The sequence below is a fragment of the Comamonas sp. BIGb0124 genome, from assembly GCF_003752175.1.
Taxonomy (GTDB): domain Bacteria; phylum Pseudomonadota; class Gammaproteobacteria; order Burkholderiales; family Burkholderiaceae_C; genus Comamonas_F.
Map to the genome: position 1 here is coordinate 339,034 of NZ_RJVF01000014.1, position 15,336 is coordinate 354,369.

General features: G+C 67.1%; 16 protein-coding genes. 12 read left to right on the forward strand and 4 right to left on the reverse strand.

Annotated elements, in window-relative coordinates; translation table 11 throughout:
- The first annotated feature begins 53 nt into the window (after positions 1-53).
- Positions 54-1,082 (forward strand): FAD-binding oxidoreductase, encoded by a 1,029-nt coding sequence (locus EC845_RS19535; RefSeq protein WP_123299859.1) that lies wholly within the window; start codon positions 54-56, stop codon positions 1,080-1,082.
- On the opposite strand, the gene EC845_RS19540 is transcribed toward EC845_RS19535, so the two are convergent.
- Both EC845_RS19540 and EC845_RS19545 read right to left on the reverse strand, forming a co-directional pair.
- Positions 1,049-1,558 (reverse strand): putative toxin-antitoxin system toxin component, PIN family, encoded by a 510-nt coding sequence (locus EC845_RS19540; RefSeq protein ID WP_123299804.1) that lies wholly within the window; start codon positions 1,556-1,558, stop codon positions 1,049-1,051. The genes EC845_RS19535 and EC845_RS19540 overlap by 34 nt on opposite strands.
- Positions 1,555-2,874: a class I SAM-dependent RNA methyltransferase gene (locus EC845_RS19545; protein ID WP_123299805.1), complete on the reverse strand. Its 1,320-nt coding sequence runs from the start codon at positions 2,872-2,874 to the stop codon at positions 1,555-1,557. Before EC845_RS19545 ends, EC845_RS19540 begins: the two co-directional genes overlap by 4 nt.
- A 215-nt stretch (positions 2,875-3,089) precedes the next feature.
- Here EC845_RS19545 and EC845_RS19550 point away from each other — a divergent pair, with 215 nt between their 5' ends.
- The 8 genes from EC845_RS19550 (at position 3,090) to EC845_RS19585 (ending at position 10,139) form a co-directional block, all read left to right on the forward strand.
- Positions 3,090-3,653, forward strand: coding sequence for a PadR family transcriptional regulator (locus tag EC845_RS19550; RefSeq protein WP_123299806.1), 564 nt, complete (start codon positions 3,090-3,092; stop codon positions 3,651-3,653).
- Between the two features lies 1 nt (position 3,654).
- The gene (locus EC845_RS19555) at positions 3,655-4,503 is read left to right on the forward strand and encodes a siderophore-interacting protein (RefSeq protein WP_123299807.1); all 849 of its coding nucleotides are present in this window, start codon (positions 3,655-3,657) and stop codon (positions 4,501-4,503) included.
- 56 nt (positions 4,504-4,559) lie between these two features.
- On the forward strand, positions 4,560-5,402 hold the full coding sequence (locus EC845_RS19560; protein WP_123299860.1) for a TatD family hydrolase: 843 nt from the start codon (positions 4,560-4,562) through the stop codon (positions 5,400-5,402).
- A 164-nt stretch (positions 5,403-5,566) separates the two neighbouring features.
- Positions 5,567-6,331, forward strand: a complete 765-nt coding sequence (locus EC845_RS19565; RefSeq protein ID WP_123299808.1) for a hypothetical protein — start codon at positions 5,567-5,569, stop codon at positions 6,329-6,331.
- Positions 6,328-6,924 carry a DNA-deoxyinosine glycosylase gene (locus tag EC845_RS19570; protein ID WP_123299809.1) on the forward strand — a complete coding sequence of 199 codons (597 nt, stop codon included), beginning with the start codon at positions 6,328-6,330 and terminating at the stop codon, positions 6,922-6,924. Before EC845_RS19565 ends, EC845_RS19570 begins: the two co-directional genes overlap by 4 nt.
- A complete protein-coding gene (locus tag EC845_RS19575; protein ID WP_233598180.1) occupies positions 6,887-7,843 on the forward strand; it encodes a spermidine synthase in 957 nt (318 codons plus the stop codon). The genes EC845_RS19570 and EC845_RS19575 overlap by 38 nt, the downstream gene beginning before the upstream one ends.
- Before the next feature lie 271 nt (positions 7,844-8,114).
- Positions 8,115-8,603: a tripartite tricarboxylate transporter TctB family protein gene (locus EC845_RS19580; RefSeq protein WP_123299810.1), complete on the forward strand. Its 489-nt coding sequence runs from the start codon at positions 8,115-8,117 to the stop codon at positions 8,601-8,603.
- A gap of 21 nt (positions 8,604-8,624) precedes the next feature.
- On the forward strand, positions 8,625-10,139 hold the full coding sequence (locus EC845_RS19585) for a tripartite tricarboxylate transporter permease (RefSeq protein WP_123299811.1): 1,515 nt from the start codon (positions 8,625-8,627) through the stop codon (positions 10,137-10,139).
- A 97-nt stretch (positions 10,140-10,236) separates the two neighbouring features.
- On the opposite strand, the gene EC845_RS19590 is transcribed toward EC845_RS19585, so the two are convergent.
- Positions 10,237-11,541 carry a DUF3422 family protein gene (locus EC845_RS19590; RefSeq protein WP_123299812.1) on the reverse strand — a complete coding sequence of 435 codons (1,305 nt, stop codon included), beginning with the start codon at positions 11,539-11,541 and terminating at the stop codon, positions 10,237-10,239.
- A 129-nt stretch (positions 11,542-11,670) separates the two neighbouring features.
- The gene (locus EC845_RS19595) at positions 11,671-12,135 is read right to left on the reverse strand and encodes a YqaA family protein (protein ID WP_123299813.1); all 465 of its coding nucleotides are present in this window, start codon (positions 12,133-12,135) and stop codon (positions 11,671-11,673) included.
- Positions 12,136-12,291: 156 nt separating this feature from the next.
- On the opposite strand from EC845_RS19595, the gene dusB reads away from it, so the two are divergent.
- The 3 genes from dusB (at position 12,292) to purH (ending at position 15,267) form a co-directional block, all read left to right on the forward strand.
- Entirely contained in the window at positions 12,292-13,356 is a 1,065-nt protein-coding gene (gene dusB, locus EC845_RS19600; RefSeq protein WP_123299814.1) for a tRNA dihydrouridine synthase DusB, read from the forward strand.
- Complete coding sequence (locus tag EC845_RS19605) at positions 13,353-13,589, forward strand: helix-turn-helix domain-containing protein (protein WP_123299815.1); 237 nt, start codon at positions 13,353-13,355, stop codon at positions 13,587-13,589. The genes dusB and EC845_RS19605 overlap by 4 nt, the downstream gene beginning before the upstream one ends.
- A 79-nt stretch (positions 13,590-13,668) precedes the next feature.
- Positions 13,669-15,267 carry a bifunctional phosphoribosylaminoimidazolecarboxamide formyltransferase/IMP cyclohydrolase gene (purH, locus tag EC845_RS19610; protein ID WP_123299816.1) on the forward strand — a complete coding sequence of 533 codons (1,599 nt, stop codon included), beginning with the start codon at positions 13,669-13,671 and terminating at the stop codon, positions 15,265-15,267.
- Positions 15,268-15,336: the final 69 nt, after the last annotated feature.

Here is a 15,336-nt window from a genome sequence, read left to right on the forward strand (position 1 = left end):
CGTGCCGGGCCTGGGCCTGGATCTTCCGTATGCCTTCGCCCGAGCCTGCCGCCATGTCTTCCGTTGCCGACGTTTCTTCAGCCCTGTACCGCATCACCCTGCAGCCCTCGGGCCGCCAGTTCGATTGCACGCCGGGCGAGACCGTGCTCGACGGTGCCTTGCGCCACGGTGTCGTGCTGCCTCATCAATGCAAGACGGGCGCCTGTCTGTCGTGCCGCGCACAGTGGCTGGCGGGCGATCTGCGACCCGATGCCGACGGCGAGGACAGTGCATCCGCCGATCCGCAACGATCCGTGCTGTTGTGCCGCGCCCGGCCGCTCGGCGACGTGACCCTGGCCTGCCGTGAGCTCGACGCAGCGCTGCCCGTCACCCGCCTGCCGGTGCGGGTCGGTGCGATGGAGCCGGTCGCCGCCGATGTGATGGTGCTGCGCCTGACGCCGCCGGCCGGCCAGGCCCTGGCGTTTCGGCCGGGCCAGTACGTCGACGTGCTGCTCGCGCGCGGGGTGCGCCGCAGCTACTCGCTCGCCAACGCACCGCAGCCGGACGGCACGCTGGAACTGCACATCCGGCACCGCCCCGGCGGCCTGTTCACCGGCCAGGTGTTCGGTCGCCTCAAGCCGCGCGACGTGCTGCGGCTCGAAGGTCCCTTCGGCACGGTCGATGTCCAGGCGCCCCACATCGCCGGCCGGCCCTTGCTGCTGCTGGCGACAGGCACGGGCCTGGCGCCGGTGAAGGCGCTGATCGAAGCCTGCATCGCCGGCGTCACGCGGCGTCCCGTCACGCTGTATTGGGGCGGCCGTGTGCCCGCCGATCTGTACCTGCACGCCCTGTGCCTGCAATGGGCGCAGCAGCACCCCTGGTTTCGCTACGAGCCCGTGCTGTCGCGCGCGCCTGCCCACTGGCACGGCCGGCGCGGCCATGTGCAGCAGGCGGTGTGCGAGGATTTTTCCGATCTGTCCGACCACGTGGCCTATGCCTGTGGATCGCCGGTCATGGTGGCCGGGGCCCGCGCCCTGCTGGTGTCGCAGGGGCTGGCCGATGCGGCGTTCTATGCCGATGCGTTCACGGCGGCCGCAGCCTGAGGCCCGAGCGTCTGCTGAGGCTCGCCGGCCGGCACTGCGGGCGCGGCGTAACCGGGCAGCATCGCCAGGGCGGGCGCGGTGTGAACGCCCAGCTTCTCGAGTCGCCGGCGAAGCTTGAGCACGGCGCGGTCCTTGCTGAGCAGCAGGCTGCGGTGCTGAACGGCCAGATCGATGAACTTCTGGTCGTCGCGGTCCTTGCAGACCACCGGCACCGAAGGCGCCACGGGCACGATGCGGCAATGCCGGTCGAACGCGTCGAGCACGTCCTGCGCCTGCAGGCGGTAGAACGCCATGCGGGGCAGCAGGTGGGTGTAGGCCAGCACCCGTTCGAGCTCGGTGCGCATCGACTCGGTCGCCATCCAACTGAACTGCCCGGCCTCGAGTGCCGTGCGCAAGGGCCGGGCCTGCGTATCCGAGAAGATGAACAGATCGAGCACCACGTTGGTGTCGATCACGATCAGCGGCGGCGAGCTCATGGGCGTGGCAGGCCGGCCGCGGTATCGCCGCCATGCGGCGTGGGCTGTTGCTGCGGTGTTGCGTCCGTGGCCGGGCCCGACTCGGCGGGCTTGCGCCGCGACGAACCGGCGACCAGGTCGAAGCGGAACATGCGGCACTCGATCGGGCCGTTCCACATCGGCACGCGACGCGATTCCTTGAGGCGCATGCGGCCCGGCAGCTTGAGGTCGGGTGTCAGCAGCCAGGCGGTCCAGCCGGTGTAGTTCTTTTTCCAGTGACTGGCCAGGCGCTCGAAGAAATCGCTGTCGTCGCCGTCCTGCATCTGCGCCGATTCACGGCCCATGGGCGCCCGGGGGCCACGTCCGCCGCCGGCACCGGCAAAACCGCCCACGGCAATGCGTTCGCCATAGGGCGGATTGAGCAGCAGCACGCCGGGTGCGTCGGTGGGGGGCATGCGCTGCAGCGCGTCGCCGCCCCGCAGCTTGATGAAACCGGCCACGCCGGCACGTTCGGCATTGCGCTGGGCAAAGTCGACCATGCGGTGCGAGACGTCGCTGCCGAACACCTGCAGCTCGGTGGGCGGTTTCTCGGCCGCCCGCGCCTGGTTGTAGATGGCTTCGAACACGTGTGCCTGATAGGGCAGGAGCTTCTCGAAACCGAACTTGCGCAGCATGCCCGGGGCCATGTTGGCGGCCATCAGGGCCGCTTCGATCACGATGGTGCCGCTGCCGCAGCACGGATCGTAGAGCGGCTGCTCGGGCGTCCAGCCGCTGGCGGCCAGCATGGCTGCGGCCAGCGTTTCCTTGAGCGGCGCGTCGCCCTTGTCCTCGCGCCAGCCGCGCTTGAAGAGCGGCTCGCCCGAGGTGTCGATGTACAGCGTCACCCGGTCGTTGGTCAGGTGCGTGTAGAGACGTACGTCGGGCCAGTGGGTGTCGATGCTGGGGCGCACGCCTTGCTTGTCGCGGAAACGATCGACCACCGCATCCTTGATCTTGAGCGCCGCGAAATTCAGGCTCTTGAGCGGGCTGTGCTGGGCCGTGATCTCGATCTTGAAAGTCTGTTTGGGCGTGAACCAGATCTCCCAGGCGACTTCCGAGGCCACGTTGTACAAATCCTGTTCGCCCTGGTAGGGCGCGCGGGCCAGTTGAATCAGCACCCGCTGCGCAAGGCGGCTGTGCAGGTTGAGCATCATCGCATCGCGCCACGAGGCCTGCACGAGCACGCCGCCCCGCAGGACATGGGGCTCGGCGCCGCAGATACGTTGGACTTCGGCGGCGAGCAAAGGCTCGACGCCGCCTGCGCACGGCAGGAAGAGTTGGAGTTGACCAGCAGACATAGGGATAGGAAGTGAGGCCGGATTGTCCCACACAAGACCTCGGACGCCTTGGGGGCAAATCGGGGAACGTGAAATTTCGTCTGATCTTCGATATGATTTAGTTATATCTAAATTGGATCAAAACAATCGCTGAAAGCTGCAGGGGTGCCCACTTCGGGTGTAGCGCCCTCGATCGCGCCGAGCCGATGCAGCAGCCTGAAGAAAGTCCCCCTGAAATGAGTCCGCTGCCTTCATCCTCCGATGCCCGCCCCTGGGATGCCCCTGCCGATACGCCGCATGGCGGCGGCTCGCGACTGGGACGCCGCGTGTTCGGCCATGGCGGCCTGCGGCTGGTGCTGCTGCATCTGATTGCCGACAAGCCCAGCCATGGCTACGAACTCATCAAGGCCGTGGAGGACCGCCTGCAGGGCCGCTACAGCCCCAGCGCCGGGGTGCTCTACCCCACGCTGACTTGGCTGGAGGAGCTCGATTTCATCGCCCCCAGCGCGAGTGAAGCCGCCGGCGAGTTGCCCGGACGCGCCAGCCGCAAACGTTTCCAGATCACCCCCCAAGGTCAGGCTTATCTGGCCGACAACCGCGCCGCCCTGGATGCCCTGCACGCCCGCATGGCCGCCGTGGTGAGCGAGCCCCACGAAAGACCGCCCCAGATCGAGCGTGCGGTGGCCAATTTCAAGATGGCGGTCCATATGCGCCTGGCGCGCGGACCGCTCGACGCGCAGCAGATCCGGGCCTTTGCCCGGGTGCTCGATGCTGCGGCCCAAGACATCGAAAGCCTTTGAGATGACACACAACCCTGTTTCCCCATCCGCCGCGCCCGTTTCCGATTCCGCCCGGCTGCCCGTGCGCGTGCGCCACGAACTGCGCTTCAGGCGCCTCACGGTGCTGAGCACCCGGCGCACCTCGGCCCAGATGATCCGCATCACCGTCGGCGGCGATGCGCTCGAGGGCTTCACCAGCGCGGGCTTCGACGACCACGTCAAGCTCTTTTTCCCCGACCCCGCGACCGGCGAACTGGTGATGCCGCAGGCCGGTCCCGACGGCCTGATCTGGCCCGAGGGCCCGCGGCCCGTCTCGCGTGACTACACGCCGCTGGGCTACGACGCTCAGGCCCGGACCCTGGAACTGGCCTTTGCCCTGCACGAGGCCGGCCCCGCCACGCGCTGGGCCGAACAGGCTCGGCCCGGCGACGTACTGGGCGTGGGCGGCCCGCGAGGTTCGTTCGTGCTGCCGATGACCTTCGACGGGTATGTGCTGATCGGCGACGACACGGCGCTGCCGGCCATCGAGCGCCGGCTCGCGGAACTGCCCGCCGACGCACCGGTTCTGGTATTGGCTGATGTCGACGGCCCCGACAGCCAGGTCGAGCTGCCGGTCCGGCCCGGTGTCGATCTGCAGTGGCTGCACCGCGACGGCGCGCCTGCCAGCGATGCCGGCCGGTTTCTGGATGTGCTCGCGCATGCCGCTTGGCCGGCCGGTGACGTGCACGTCTGGATCGCCGCCGAATCCAGTGTGGCGAAGACCCTGCGCGGCCATCTGGTCGACTCGCGGGGCCACAATCCCAAGTGGATCAAAGCTGCGGGATACTGGCGTGCCGGGAGCGCCGGCGCGCACGACGAACACAACGATTGACGGCCGTGCCGCAAGACGGGGCCGGCTCTCTCAACTTTTCCTGAGCGCGCATGACCTTGCCTTTGTGGATCGACACCCATTGCCATCTCGACGCCCCCGAGCTCGCGCACGACATCGACGTCGTCCGGGCCCTGGCTGCCGAACGCGGCGTGCGCCTGTGCGTGCTGCCTGCTGTCGCCGCCGATCATTTCGAGGGCGCACGCGCCCTGGCGCACCGTCTGGGCGACGCCTATGCGCTGGGCATTCACCCCTTGTTCGTCGCGCATGCCCAAGAGGGCGATCTCGAACGGCTCGATGCCGCGCTGACGCAGTGGCGGGACGATCCCCGTCTGGTGGCCGTCGGCGAGATCGGTCTGGATTTTTTCGTACCGGCCCTGCAGCGTCCGCCGCTGCGTGAACGCCAGCTCCATTTTTTCCGGGCCCAGCTCAAGCTGGCGCGCAAACACCAACTCCCGGTGCTGCTGCACACCCGGCGTTCGGTCGATGCCGTGCGCCAGAGCCTGCGCCAGATCGAGGTTCCGGGCGGCATCGCCCACGCCTTCAATGGCAGCCGGCAGCAGGCCGATCATTTCGTCGCGATGGGTTTCAAGCTGGGATTCGGGGGCGCGGCGACCTTCGACCGGGCCCGGCAACTGCGTCTTCTGGCGCGCGAGATGCCGGCCGCATGCCTGGTTCTGGAGACCGATGCGCCCGACATGCCGCCGCACTGGCTGTACCGCACGGCGGAACAACGGGCCGATGGCCAGCCGCAGGGCCGCAACACGCCGGCCGAGCTCCCGCGCATCGCGCAATGTGTGGCGGATCTGCGCAGTCTGCCGCTCGAGGCATTGCAGAGAATAGCCTGGGATAATGCGATTTCAGCCATGCCCAGGCTGGAAGGTTTGCTCTCGTCCCAGTAGCTTTGTTTCTGTGGGATGGCGCGCCCGCTGACAGCGGGGCCCGGGTCGCCCATGCCAGAATTTATCCATGTTCTGGCATGGGTGCGGTCGCCGCCGCCTGCCCGTCGCCGCCGCTGCAGGGCGGCCTGATTCGTCCGGCTCGCCACTCTTCCTGAAAGCCCGCCATGAGCCTGTCCCGCCCGACTTCCCGCATTGCCGAACGGCGTACCGTCCCCGTGTCTCACGTCGTCCTGGCCGTCCGCCGCCGCGTCCGCTCGGCTGCCCGGGTCGCAGCCCGCTTGCGCCGCGCGGGCGAGCTTGGCCTGCGCAGGTGCAAGCCGCGTCGTGCTCCGAACACCGCTTTCCGTGCCGACACCCGCGCCACCCCCTGGCGGCGCTGGATGGCGGCCTGGCTGGCTGCTGCGGCACTTTGGCACGGGGTGCCGGCTGCGGCCGAAGTCCAGCGCCAATCCCTGGCGCAGACCACGTCGGCCAGCGTGAGTGCCCATCCCAATCGCCATAAGGGGCCGGCTGTGTCGCCTGGGCCCGATCTGCTGAGCGGCATGTACCGTCTCAAGCGTCCCCCTGTCGCCGGCGACCCGGGCGGCGAGACGCCTCTGCTCGAGGTGCGCCGGGCCGGTAGCCACTGGTTGCTGAGCCAGAGCGGGGCCACGGATGGTCCGCAGCAGTTGCGTGCTTTCCAGCGTGCCGATTACGAAGCCATGTTCGCCGGCCAGGTGGCCAGCGCCAAGCCGCGCTGCGCGGCTTCCGCGTTCGCCGCCATCTGCCGGGTCGAGCCGGGCACACAACCCGATCCCGACGACGACTTCCGGACCAGCACGGGCTACTTCCTGTTCAGTGTGGATGTCGGCGTCGTCGAGCTCGAGCGCATCGACGAAGGCCCGCGCAATGTCGTGGGCGCTGCCGATCACGACCCCGTCCAGCGATGAGCAGAGGGGAGAACGGGCTGGGGGACCTGCCGATCGCCGCCGCCGAGTCCGAGCCCGTCCGGCTCACCGGCCTGGCGCCGGTCGTCGGGCACGGCACACGGCTGCTGGTGCTGGGCAGCTTCCCCGGTGCGGCTTCGCTGGCCGCGCAGCAGTATTACGGTCATCCCCAGAACGCGTTCTGGAAAATCGTCGCCGCCACCTGGCTGGGCGACTCCCAGGCCCTGCGGCAAGCCGGCTACACGCAGCGCCTGGCCGTGCTGCAGGCCCATGGACTGGGTCTGTGGGACGTGTACGCCTCTTGCGAACGCACCGGCAGCCTGGACTCGGCGATCCGCTCGCCCGAGGTCAACGATCTCGCCGGCCTTCGCCGACTGTGCCCCGGCTTGCGCGCCGTGGCGCACAACGGCGGGGAAAGCCATCGCCATGCACGCTACAGTGCTGCCCTGGGCGTTCCTGTCCACCGTCTGCCCTCGACCAGCCCGGCCAATGCCAGCTGGAGCTTCGAGCGCAAGCTGACGGCCTGGCAGGACGTGTTTCGGCTCTATGGATTGATGGATGATAGAAAAGACCTCGCGCCCGCGCCGCGCGCGTGACGACGGCCGCGGCAACTCCGCCACGACGACTGCATCGGCTCGCGCATCGGCCCCTCCACCGGCCGCATCGCGCCGCACCCGCACCCTCGACGGCCTGGCTGCATCGGCCCCGCGTCGCACCGGCCGAGCCGCCGTCGGCGCGGTGAGCGCGTTGCCCGAGGTGACGATTTCCGAAGACGGGCAGGCCCGTTACCTGCACCTCGGCACGCCCTGGGTGCAGGGCTCGATGCGTCTCGATGCCCCGTTCGACATCGACCTCGACTATGTGCAGCGCATGATGGCCTGGCTGCTGTTCGCCGACCCGGCCCGCGTGCCGCGGCTTCATGCCATGCAACTGGGCCTGGGCGCCGCCGCCCTCACCAAGTTCAGCCACAAGCGCCTGCGCATGCGCACCACGGCAGTCGAGATCAACCCGCAGGTGGTCGCGATCTGCCGCGCCTGGTTCAAGCTGCCGCCCGACGGCGAACGCCTGCAGGTGCTGCTGGCCGATGCCGGGCAACTGGTGGCCGAACCGACCTGGCAAGGCCAGGTCGACGCGCTCCAGGTCGATCTCTACGACCACGACGCCGGCGCCCCCGTGCTCGACAGCCCGGACTTCTATGCCGACTGCCGCCGCTTGCTCACCGACGACGGCTGCATGACCGTCAACCTGTTCGGCCGCACCGGCAGCTATGCCCGCAGCCTGGCCCACATCGTCCAGGCTTTCGGGGCCGATGCCGTCTGGGCTTTCCGGCCCACCCGCGAAGGCAACACCGTGGTGCTGGCCCAGTCCACCGTGCAGCGGCCCGCGCCCGACGAGCTGGCGCGCCGTGCCGATCTGATCGAACAGCGCTGGAAACTGCCTGCCCGCAAATGGCTGCGGGTCTTCAAGCCGGCCGATGTCGAGCCCGGCCTGGCCCAGGACGCCGATCCACGCTGAAAAGCTGTTGTTTCGGGTCCTGCCGAGCCCTGCTGACGGCATTAGGAGAAACCTTAGTTTTGTTTGCGCAAGCGACACTTTCATTTTTTAGAATTGATAGCGCTCATCAAGTATTCACGCTGGCCAGTTCCTGGATTTTCTTAAGCTTTTTGAAGGGGGTACTACGGGTTTTCCAGTATAGGGAACACCCTCGTAAGTAATGTCCACAACAAAATGACGAGCGTCCCTCGGCAGAATCGCCCCCACTTGCAACTTCGGGGTGATTGGTGAAATGAATATCAAAAGTCAAAAAGACTTCTTCGCCGGGCTGATGTTTTCCGTTGTAGGCGGCGCATTTGCCATCGGGGCGACGAACTACACCATCGGTTCGGGCGCTCGCATGGGGCCCGGCTACTTTCCTTTGATCCTGGGCATCGTGCTGGCGCTGATGGGTGCGCTGGTGATGTTCCGTGCGCTCATCGTCGAGACCGCAGACGGTGAAAAGATCGGCCGCTGGGCCTGGCGTCAGGTGTTCTTCATCCTGGTGGCCAACCTGGTGTTCGGCGTCGCGCTCGGCGGCCTGCCGAGCATCGGCATTCCGCCCATGGGCCTGATTCTCGGCATTTACGCACTGGTGATCATCGCCAGCAAGGCCGGCAACGAGTTCCACTGGCCCAGCGTGCTCATGCTGGGCACCGTGCTGGCCGTCGGCAGCTACTTCGCCTTCATCTATGCGCTCAAACTGATCATGCCGGTTTGGCCCACTTTCATCACCGGCTGAACCGCCTGAGGACCCCAGATCATGGAATTGTTTGAACATCTGTCGATGGGCTTTGGCGTGGCCTTCACGGCCACCAATCTGCTCTATGCATTTCTCGGCTGCCTGCTGGGCACGCTGATCGGCGTGCTGCCCGGCATCGGCCCGGTGGCGACCATCGCCATGCTGCTGCCCGCCACCTACGCGCTGCCCCCCGTGTCGGCGCTGATCATGCTGGCCGGCATTTACTACGGCGCCCAGTACGGCGGCTCCACCACCGCCATTCTGGTCAATCTGCCGGGTGAGTCCGCCTCGGTGGTGACCGTGATCGACGGCTACCAGATGGCCCGCAAGGGTCGTGCCGGTCCGGCGCTGGCCGCTGCCGGCCTGGGGTCGTTCTTCGCGGGCTGCGTGGGCACGATCATCCTGGCTGCGTTCGCGCCGCCGCTGACTGAAATCGCCTTCAAGTTCGGCCCCGCCGAGTACTTCTCGCTGATGGTCCTGGGCCTGATCGGCGCCGTGGTTCTGGCTTCGGGCTCGCTCATCAAGGCAGTCTGCATGATCCTGCTGGGTCTGCTGCTGGGCCTGGTGGGCACCGACGTGAACTCGGGTGTGGCACGTTACTCTTTCGACATTCCCGAGCTGACCGACGGCATCAACTTCATCGTGATCGCCATGGGTATCTTCGGTTACGGCGAAATCATCGCCAACCTGTCGCGCCCCGAAGAGGAACGCGAAGTCTTCACCGCCAAGGTCCAGGGCCTGTGGCCCACCAAGGAAGACTTCAAGCGCATGGCTCCTGCCGTGCTGCGCGGCACGTTGCTCGGTTCGGCCCTGGGCATCCTGCCTGGCGGCGGCGCACTGCTGGCCTCGTTTGCGGCCTACACGATCGAGAAGAAGACCAAGCTCAAGCCCGGCGAAGTGCCGTTCGGCAAGGGCAACATCCGCGGCGTGGCGGCTCCCGAGTCGGCCAATAACGCCGGTTCGCAGACCTCCTTCATCCCGCTGCTGACGCTGGGCATCCCGCCCAACGCCGTGATGGCGCTGATGGTCGGTGCCATGACCATCCACAACATCCAGCCCGGCCCGCAGGTGATGACCAGCAACCCCGAGCTGTTCTGGGGCCTGATCGCCTCGATGTGGATCGGCAACGCCATGCTGATCATCCTGAACCTGCCGCTGATCGGCATCTGGATCAAGCTGCTGTCGGTGCCTTACCGCTTCCTGTTCCCGGCCATCGTGCTGTTCTGTGCGGTCGGTGTCTACACCACCAACAACAACACCTTCGATGTCTGGCTGGTCGCGCTGTTCGGTTTCGTCGGGTACATGTTCTACAAGCTGGGCTGCGAACCTGCGCCGCTGCTGCTGGGACTGATCCTGGGCCCGATGATGGAAGAGAACCTGCGCCGTGCACTGCTGCTGTCGCGGGGCGACTGGAGCGTGCTGGCCACGCGTCCGATCTCGGCCGGCCTGCTGGCTGCCGCCTTGCTGCTGGTGGTCATCGTGACCTTGCCGGCAGTGAGCAAGCGGCGCGAGGAAGCCTTCGTCGAGGAGTCATAAGCCTGCATGCCCGGCATGGCCCGGGCGTGTACTTGTGCCGAAACTCAAAAGCCTGCCTGGCATCTGCCGGCAGGCTTTTCTCATGGGGTTGGCGGGCTTACAGCGACCCTTCGCGCTCGCCTGCGGCACGGTGTGCCACCCGATGCAGCCGCCGGATGCCGCGCCAGACCGCCAGCGCGATCACCGGGATCGAAACGGCGATCGCCGCATCCGGCAGGATCGGCACGCCGGCTTCCTTGAGCCCCTTGGCCATGTAGCCGACCAGTCCGGCGCCGTAGTAGGTGATGGCGGCCACCGACAGCCCTTCCACCGCACTCTGCAGCATGATCTGCACCTTCTGGCGCCGGTTCATGGTGTCGAGCAGATCCTGGCTGTTCTGCTGCTGCTCGATCTCCACGCGCGTGCGCAGCAGGTTGCTGGTGCGCGAGATGCGTTCCGAGAGCTGCTGCTGGCGCCGCGCGGCCCAGGTGCAGGTCTGCATGGCCGGCGCCAGGCGGCGGTCCATGAACTCGCCGATGGTGGGCAGACCCTGCAGCCGTTGTTCGCGCAGCTCGTCGATACGGCGCTGCACCAGTTCGAAGTAGGCCGCACTGGCCGAAAAGCGTGCATGCGTGCTGGCATACAGGCTCTCGACATTGCCGGCCAGTTGCGTCAGCTCGTGCAGCAGTTCGGGTTCGCTGTGGCGATCGGCGCTGCGGATGCGGCTGGCAATGCGTGCCAGGTCGGGCTCGGCATCGGCCAGCGTGGCGGAGACCTCGCGCGCGGCCGGCAGACCCAGCAAGGCCATCATGCGGTAGGTCTCCACTTCCAGCAGGCGTTGCACCGCGCGTCCCAGGTGGGCTTGCGAGATGTCCGGCGACGTGGCGACCACCATGCGGGCCAGGCCGTCGGCATGCAACCTGAAATCGGTGTAGACACGGGCCTCGCCGTCCATCAGGTGGGAGCCCGAGAGCGCACTGGCATCGAGCGCGCCGTCGATCAGCGCGTCGGGGCATTGCTCGGCGGGCAGCACCAGCATGTGCAGGCCCACCAGCCATTGGCCCGGCATGCGGGCCAGCCATTCGTGCGGGACCAGGGCGGTGGCACTGGTGTCGAACGCTGTCGGCGAGGCGGGCAGGGTGCGGCGGAAGGTGTAGGTCTGGAACTCGGTGTGCTGTTCCCAGCGCAGATGGACGCCGCCCAGGTCGACGCCGAGGTGGCTGTCGCCTTCGGCGGGCAGCGGCAGGTGGCGTCCCCGCAGCAGGGCGCACAGGTGATCGCGGACCGCCTGGGGATCGACTTCGCGCGCCGGGGTGAGAAGCGCAAAGTGCGTCAGCGCCAGCGGCCCCGACAGATGCTCGTGCGGGCGGGCGTGGACTTCGTTGTGAAGTTCTTCACGCAGCGGATGCGAGACGGGTAGCAAAGCGACTCTCCGGATGGGCCTCGAGGGCGGAATGGGCTGCGACACGCACCGGGGGCGTGTCGATGATGCGAGTATAGGGTTTACCCTTGTGGTTCGGGCATCATCCGTCGCCGTGCAACGGCAGTCGTCTCAGAACGCCTGCAACAGGATCATCGTCATGGTCACGTAGCGCAGGAACTTGCCGATGGCCATGTAGAGAACGCAGGGCCAGAACGACAGCCGCAGCCAGCCGGCCACGGCCGTCAACGGATCGCCGACCACCGGCAGCCACGACAGCAGGCAGGCCTTGGGACCAAAGCGTTCGAGCCATTTGAGGGCTCGGGTGTGGTGCCCGGAATGGCTGTACTTGTCGGCCGCCTTGTGGGCGCCGTAGCCCAGCCACCAGTTGAGCGCACCGCCCAGGGTATTGCCGGCGGTGGCGACCAGAATGGCCGGCCACAGCAGGTGCGGGTTGAGTTTGACCAAGCCGAAGACCGCCGGCTCGGAGCCCAGCGGCAGCAGCGTGGCCGAGACGAACGACACCACGAAGACGGTGCTGAGCCCGACGTCCGGGAGCGCCAGCCATTGCAGCAGTGTGTTCAACCATGCTTCCATATGTGGCGCGAGTATAGGGCTCATGATGTTGCTGCCAAGCCAGCCGGAACGCCGTTTTGGGCGAGGCCGATGTGTCGCGGCTATACTCTTGCCTCTTTTTTCAGCAAAGCCTGTCGGCGCCGCCCGTCGCGGCCGTCGTGCCCAGTTCTTCCAGACATGCAGATCGGATCCATCCTGTTGCCGAACAACCTGTTCGTCGCGCCCATGGCGGGCGTGACCGACAGGCCATTCCGCCAGTTGTGCAAACGGCTGGGCGCGGGATACGCCGTGAGCGAAATGGTGACCTCGCGCCGCGAGCTGTGGAACAGCCTCAAGACTTCGCGGCGGGCCAACCACGAGGGCGAATCCGCGCCCATCGCCGTGCAGATCGCCGGGACCGAGCCGCAGGAGATGGCCGACGCCGCGCGATACAACGTCGATCGCGGTGCGCAGATCATCGACATCAACATGGGTTGCCCGGCCAAGAAGGTGTGCAACAAATGGGCCGGCTCGGCGCTCATGCAGGACGAGGCCCTGGCCCTGTCCATCGTCGAGGCCGTGGTGCAGGCCTGTGCACCGCACGGCGTGCCTGTCACCCTGAAGATGCGCACGGGCTGGTGTGCGGCCCAGCGCAACGCCGTGACGATTGCCCGCAGCGCCGAAGCAGCCGGCATCCAGATGCTGACCGTGCATGGCCGCACCCGCGAACAGGGCTACAAAGGGCGCGCCGAGTACGACACCGTGGCGGCCGTCAAGGCCGCCGTGCGGGTGCCGGTGGTGGTCAACGGCGACATCGACAGCCCCGAGCAGGCCCGGCTGGCGCTCGCCGCCAGCGGTGCCGATGCCCTCATGGTCGGGCGCGCGGCGCAGGGGCGGCCGTGGATCTTCCAGGAGATCGGCCATTTCCTGGCCAACGGCGAGCACCTCGCGCCACCCCGCGTGGCCGATGTGCGCAGCCTGCTGCTCGAGCACCTCGAGGAACATTACGCGCTCTACGGCGAATTCACCGGCGTGCGCAGCGCGCGCAAGCATATCGGCTGGTATGTGCGGGCGCTGCCCGGTGGCGAAGCGTTCCGGCAGGCCATGAATGCCCTCGACGAGGCGAAGCTGCAGTGGGCTGCGGTACGGGATTTCTTCGATGCGCTTGAAATCGGTCACGAAAGGCTGCCGCTCCAGCAGGCCTTGCTGAAAGAGCCAACACAAGATCAAGAGGACGATATGAAAATGGAGCTCTGCGCATGAGCAAAAAAAACATCGAGGATTCCGTGCGCGATAGCCTGGAAGGCTATTTCGACGACTTGCGGGGCGAAGAACCCCACGGTTTGCACGACATGCTCACCCGCATGGTCGAACGCCCCCTGCTGGAGGTGGTGATGGCCCGCGCCGACAACAACCAGTCCCGGGCTGCCGAATGGCTGGGGCTCAACCGCAACACGCTGCGCAAGAAGCTGCTCGACCACAAGCTGATCAAGTAGCCGTGATTCCGGGCCCCCGCCGTTCGCCTATGGGCGGACAGTGGGCCATTCCAACGATTTTTCCGATAGACCGCCAACCATGAACGCACTCATCTCCGTCTCCGACAAGACCGGCATCCTCGAGTTTGCCCAGGGCCTGCATGCCCTCGGCATCCACCTCCTCTCGACCGGCGGCACCGCCAAGCTGCTGGCCGACGCCGGCCTGCCCGTCACCGAAGTGGCCGACCACACCGGTTTCCCGGAAATGCTCGACGGCCGCGTCAAGACCCTGCATCCGAAGATCCATGGCGGCCTGCTGGCCCGCCGCGATGTGCCCGCCCACGTCGCCGCGATCGAGCAGCACGGCATCGCTCCCATCGACCTGCTGGTCGTGAACCTCTATCCCTTCGAAGCCACCGTCGCCAAGCCCGGCTGCACGCTCGAGGATGCCATCGAGAACATCGACATCGGTGGTCCGGCCATGGTGCGCTCGGCCGCCAAGAACTGGAAAGACGTCGGCGTGCTGACCGATGCATCGCAATACGCCGTCGCGCTGGCCGAACTGCAGGCCGATGGCCGCCTCGGCGACAAGACCAAGTTCGCGTTCTCGGTCGCCGCGTTCAACCGCATCGCGCAGTACGACGCCGCCATCAGCAACTACCTCTCGGGTGTGACCGAGATCGCCGCCGACGCGCAGGCGCCTGCCATGAGCGCGTTTCCTGGCCAGAGCAACAGCAGCTTCGTCAAGCTGCAAGACCTGCGCTACGGCGAGAACCCGCATCAGCAGGCCGCCTTCTACCGCGACCTCTACCCGGCGCCCGGCTCGCTGGTCACCGCACGCCAGCTCCAAGGCAAGGAACTGAGCTACAACAACATCGCCGACTCCGACGCCGCCTGGGAATGCGTCAAGAGCTTCGACGTGCCGGCCTGCGTCATCGTCAAGCACGCCAATCCCTGCGGCGTGGCCGTCGGCGCCAACCCGCTCGAAGCCTACGGCAAGGCCTTCAAGACCGATTCGACCTCGGCTTTCGGCGGCATCATCGCCTTCAACACCGTGCTCGACGGCGCAGCTGCCGAGCAGGTGGCCAAGCAGTTCGTGGAAGTGCTGATCGCCCCCGGCTACACCGCCGAGGCGCTGGCCGTGTTCAAGGCCAAGGCCAATGTGCGTGTGCTCGAGATCTCGCTCGACGGCGTGCAGCGCGGCGGCCAGACGGCCTATGCCCGTGGCCAGAACTCGCATGACGTCAAGCGCATCGGCTCCGGTCTGCTGGTGCAGACGGCCGACAACCACGAACTCACGCGTGCCGACCTCAAGGTCGTGACCCAGCGCCAGCCCAGCGAGCAGCAGCTCGACGATCTGCTGTTCGCCTGGAAGGTCGCCAAGTTCGTCAAGAGCAACGCGATCGTCTATTGCGCCGGCGGCATGACCTTGGGTGTCGGCGCCGGCCAGATGAGCCGCATCGACTCGGCCCGCATCGCCAGCATCAAGGCTGAAAACGCCGGCCTGACGCTCAAGGACTCCGCCGTCGCCAGCGACGCCTTTTTCCCGTTCCGCGACGGCCTCGACGTGGTGATCGACGGCGGCGCCTCGTGTGTCATCCAGCCCGGCGGCAGCATGCGCGACCAGGAAGTCATCGATGCCGCCAATGAGCGCGGCGTGGTGATGGTCTTCACCGGTGTGCGTCACTTCCGTCATTGAGCCAGCGCCTGCATCCGGCCCGGTCGATCGGGCCCGACGGGTGAACCCGTACAAAAAGCCCGCCTCGTG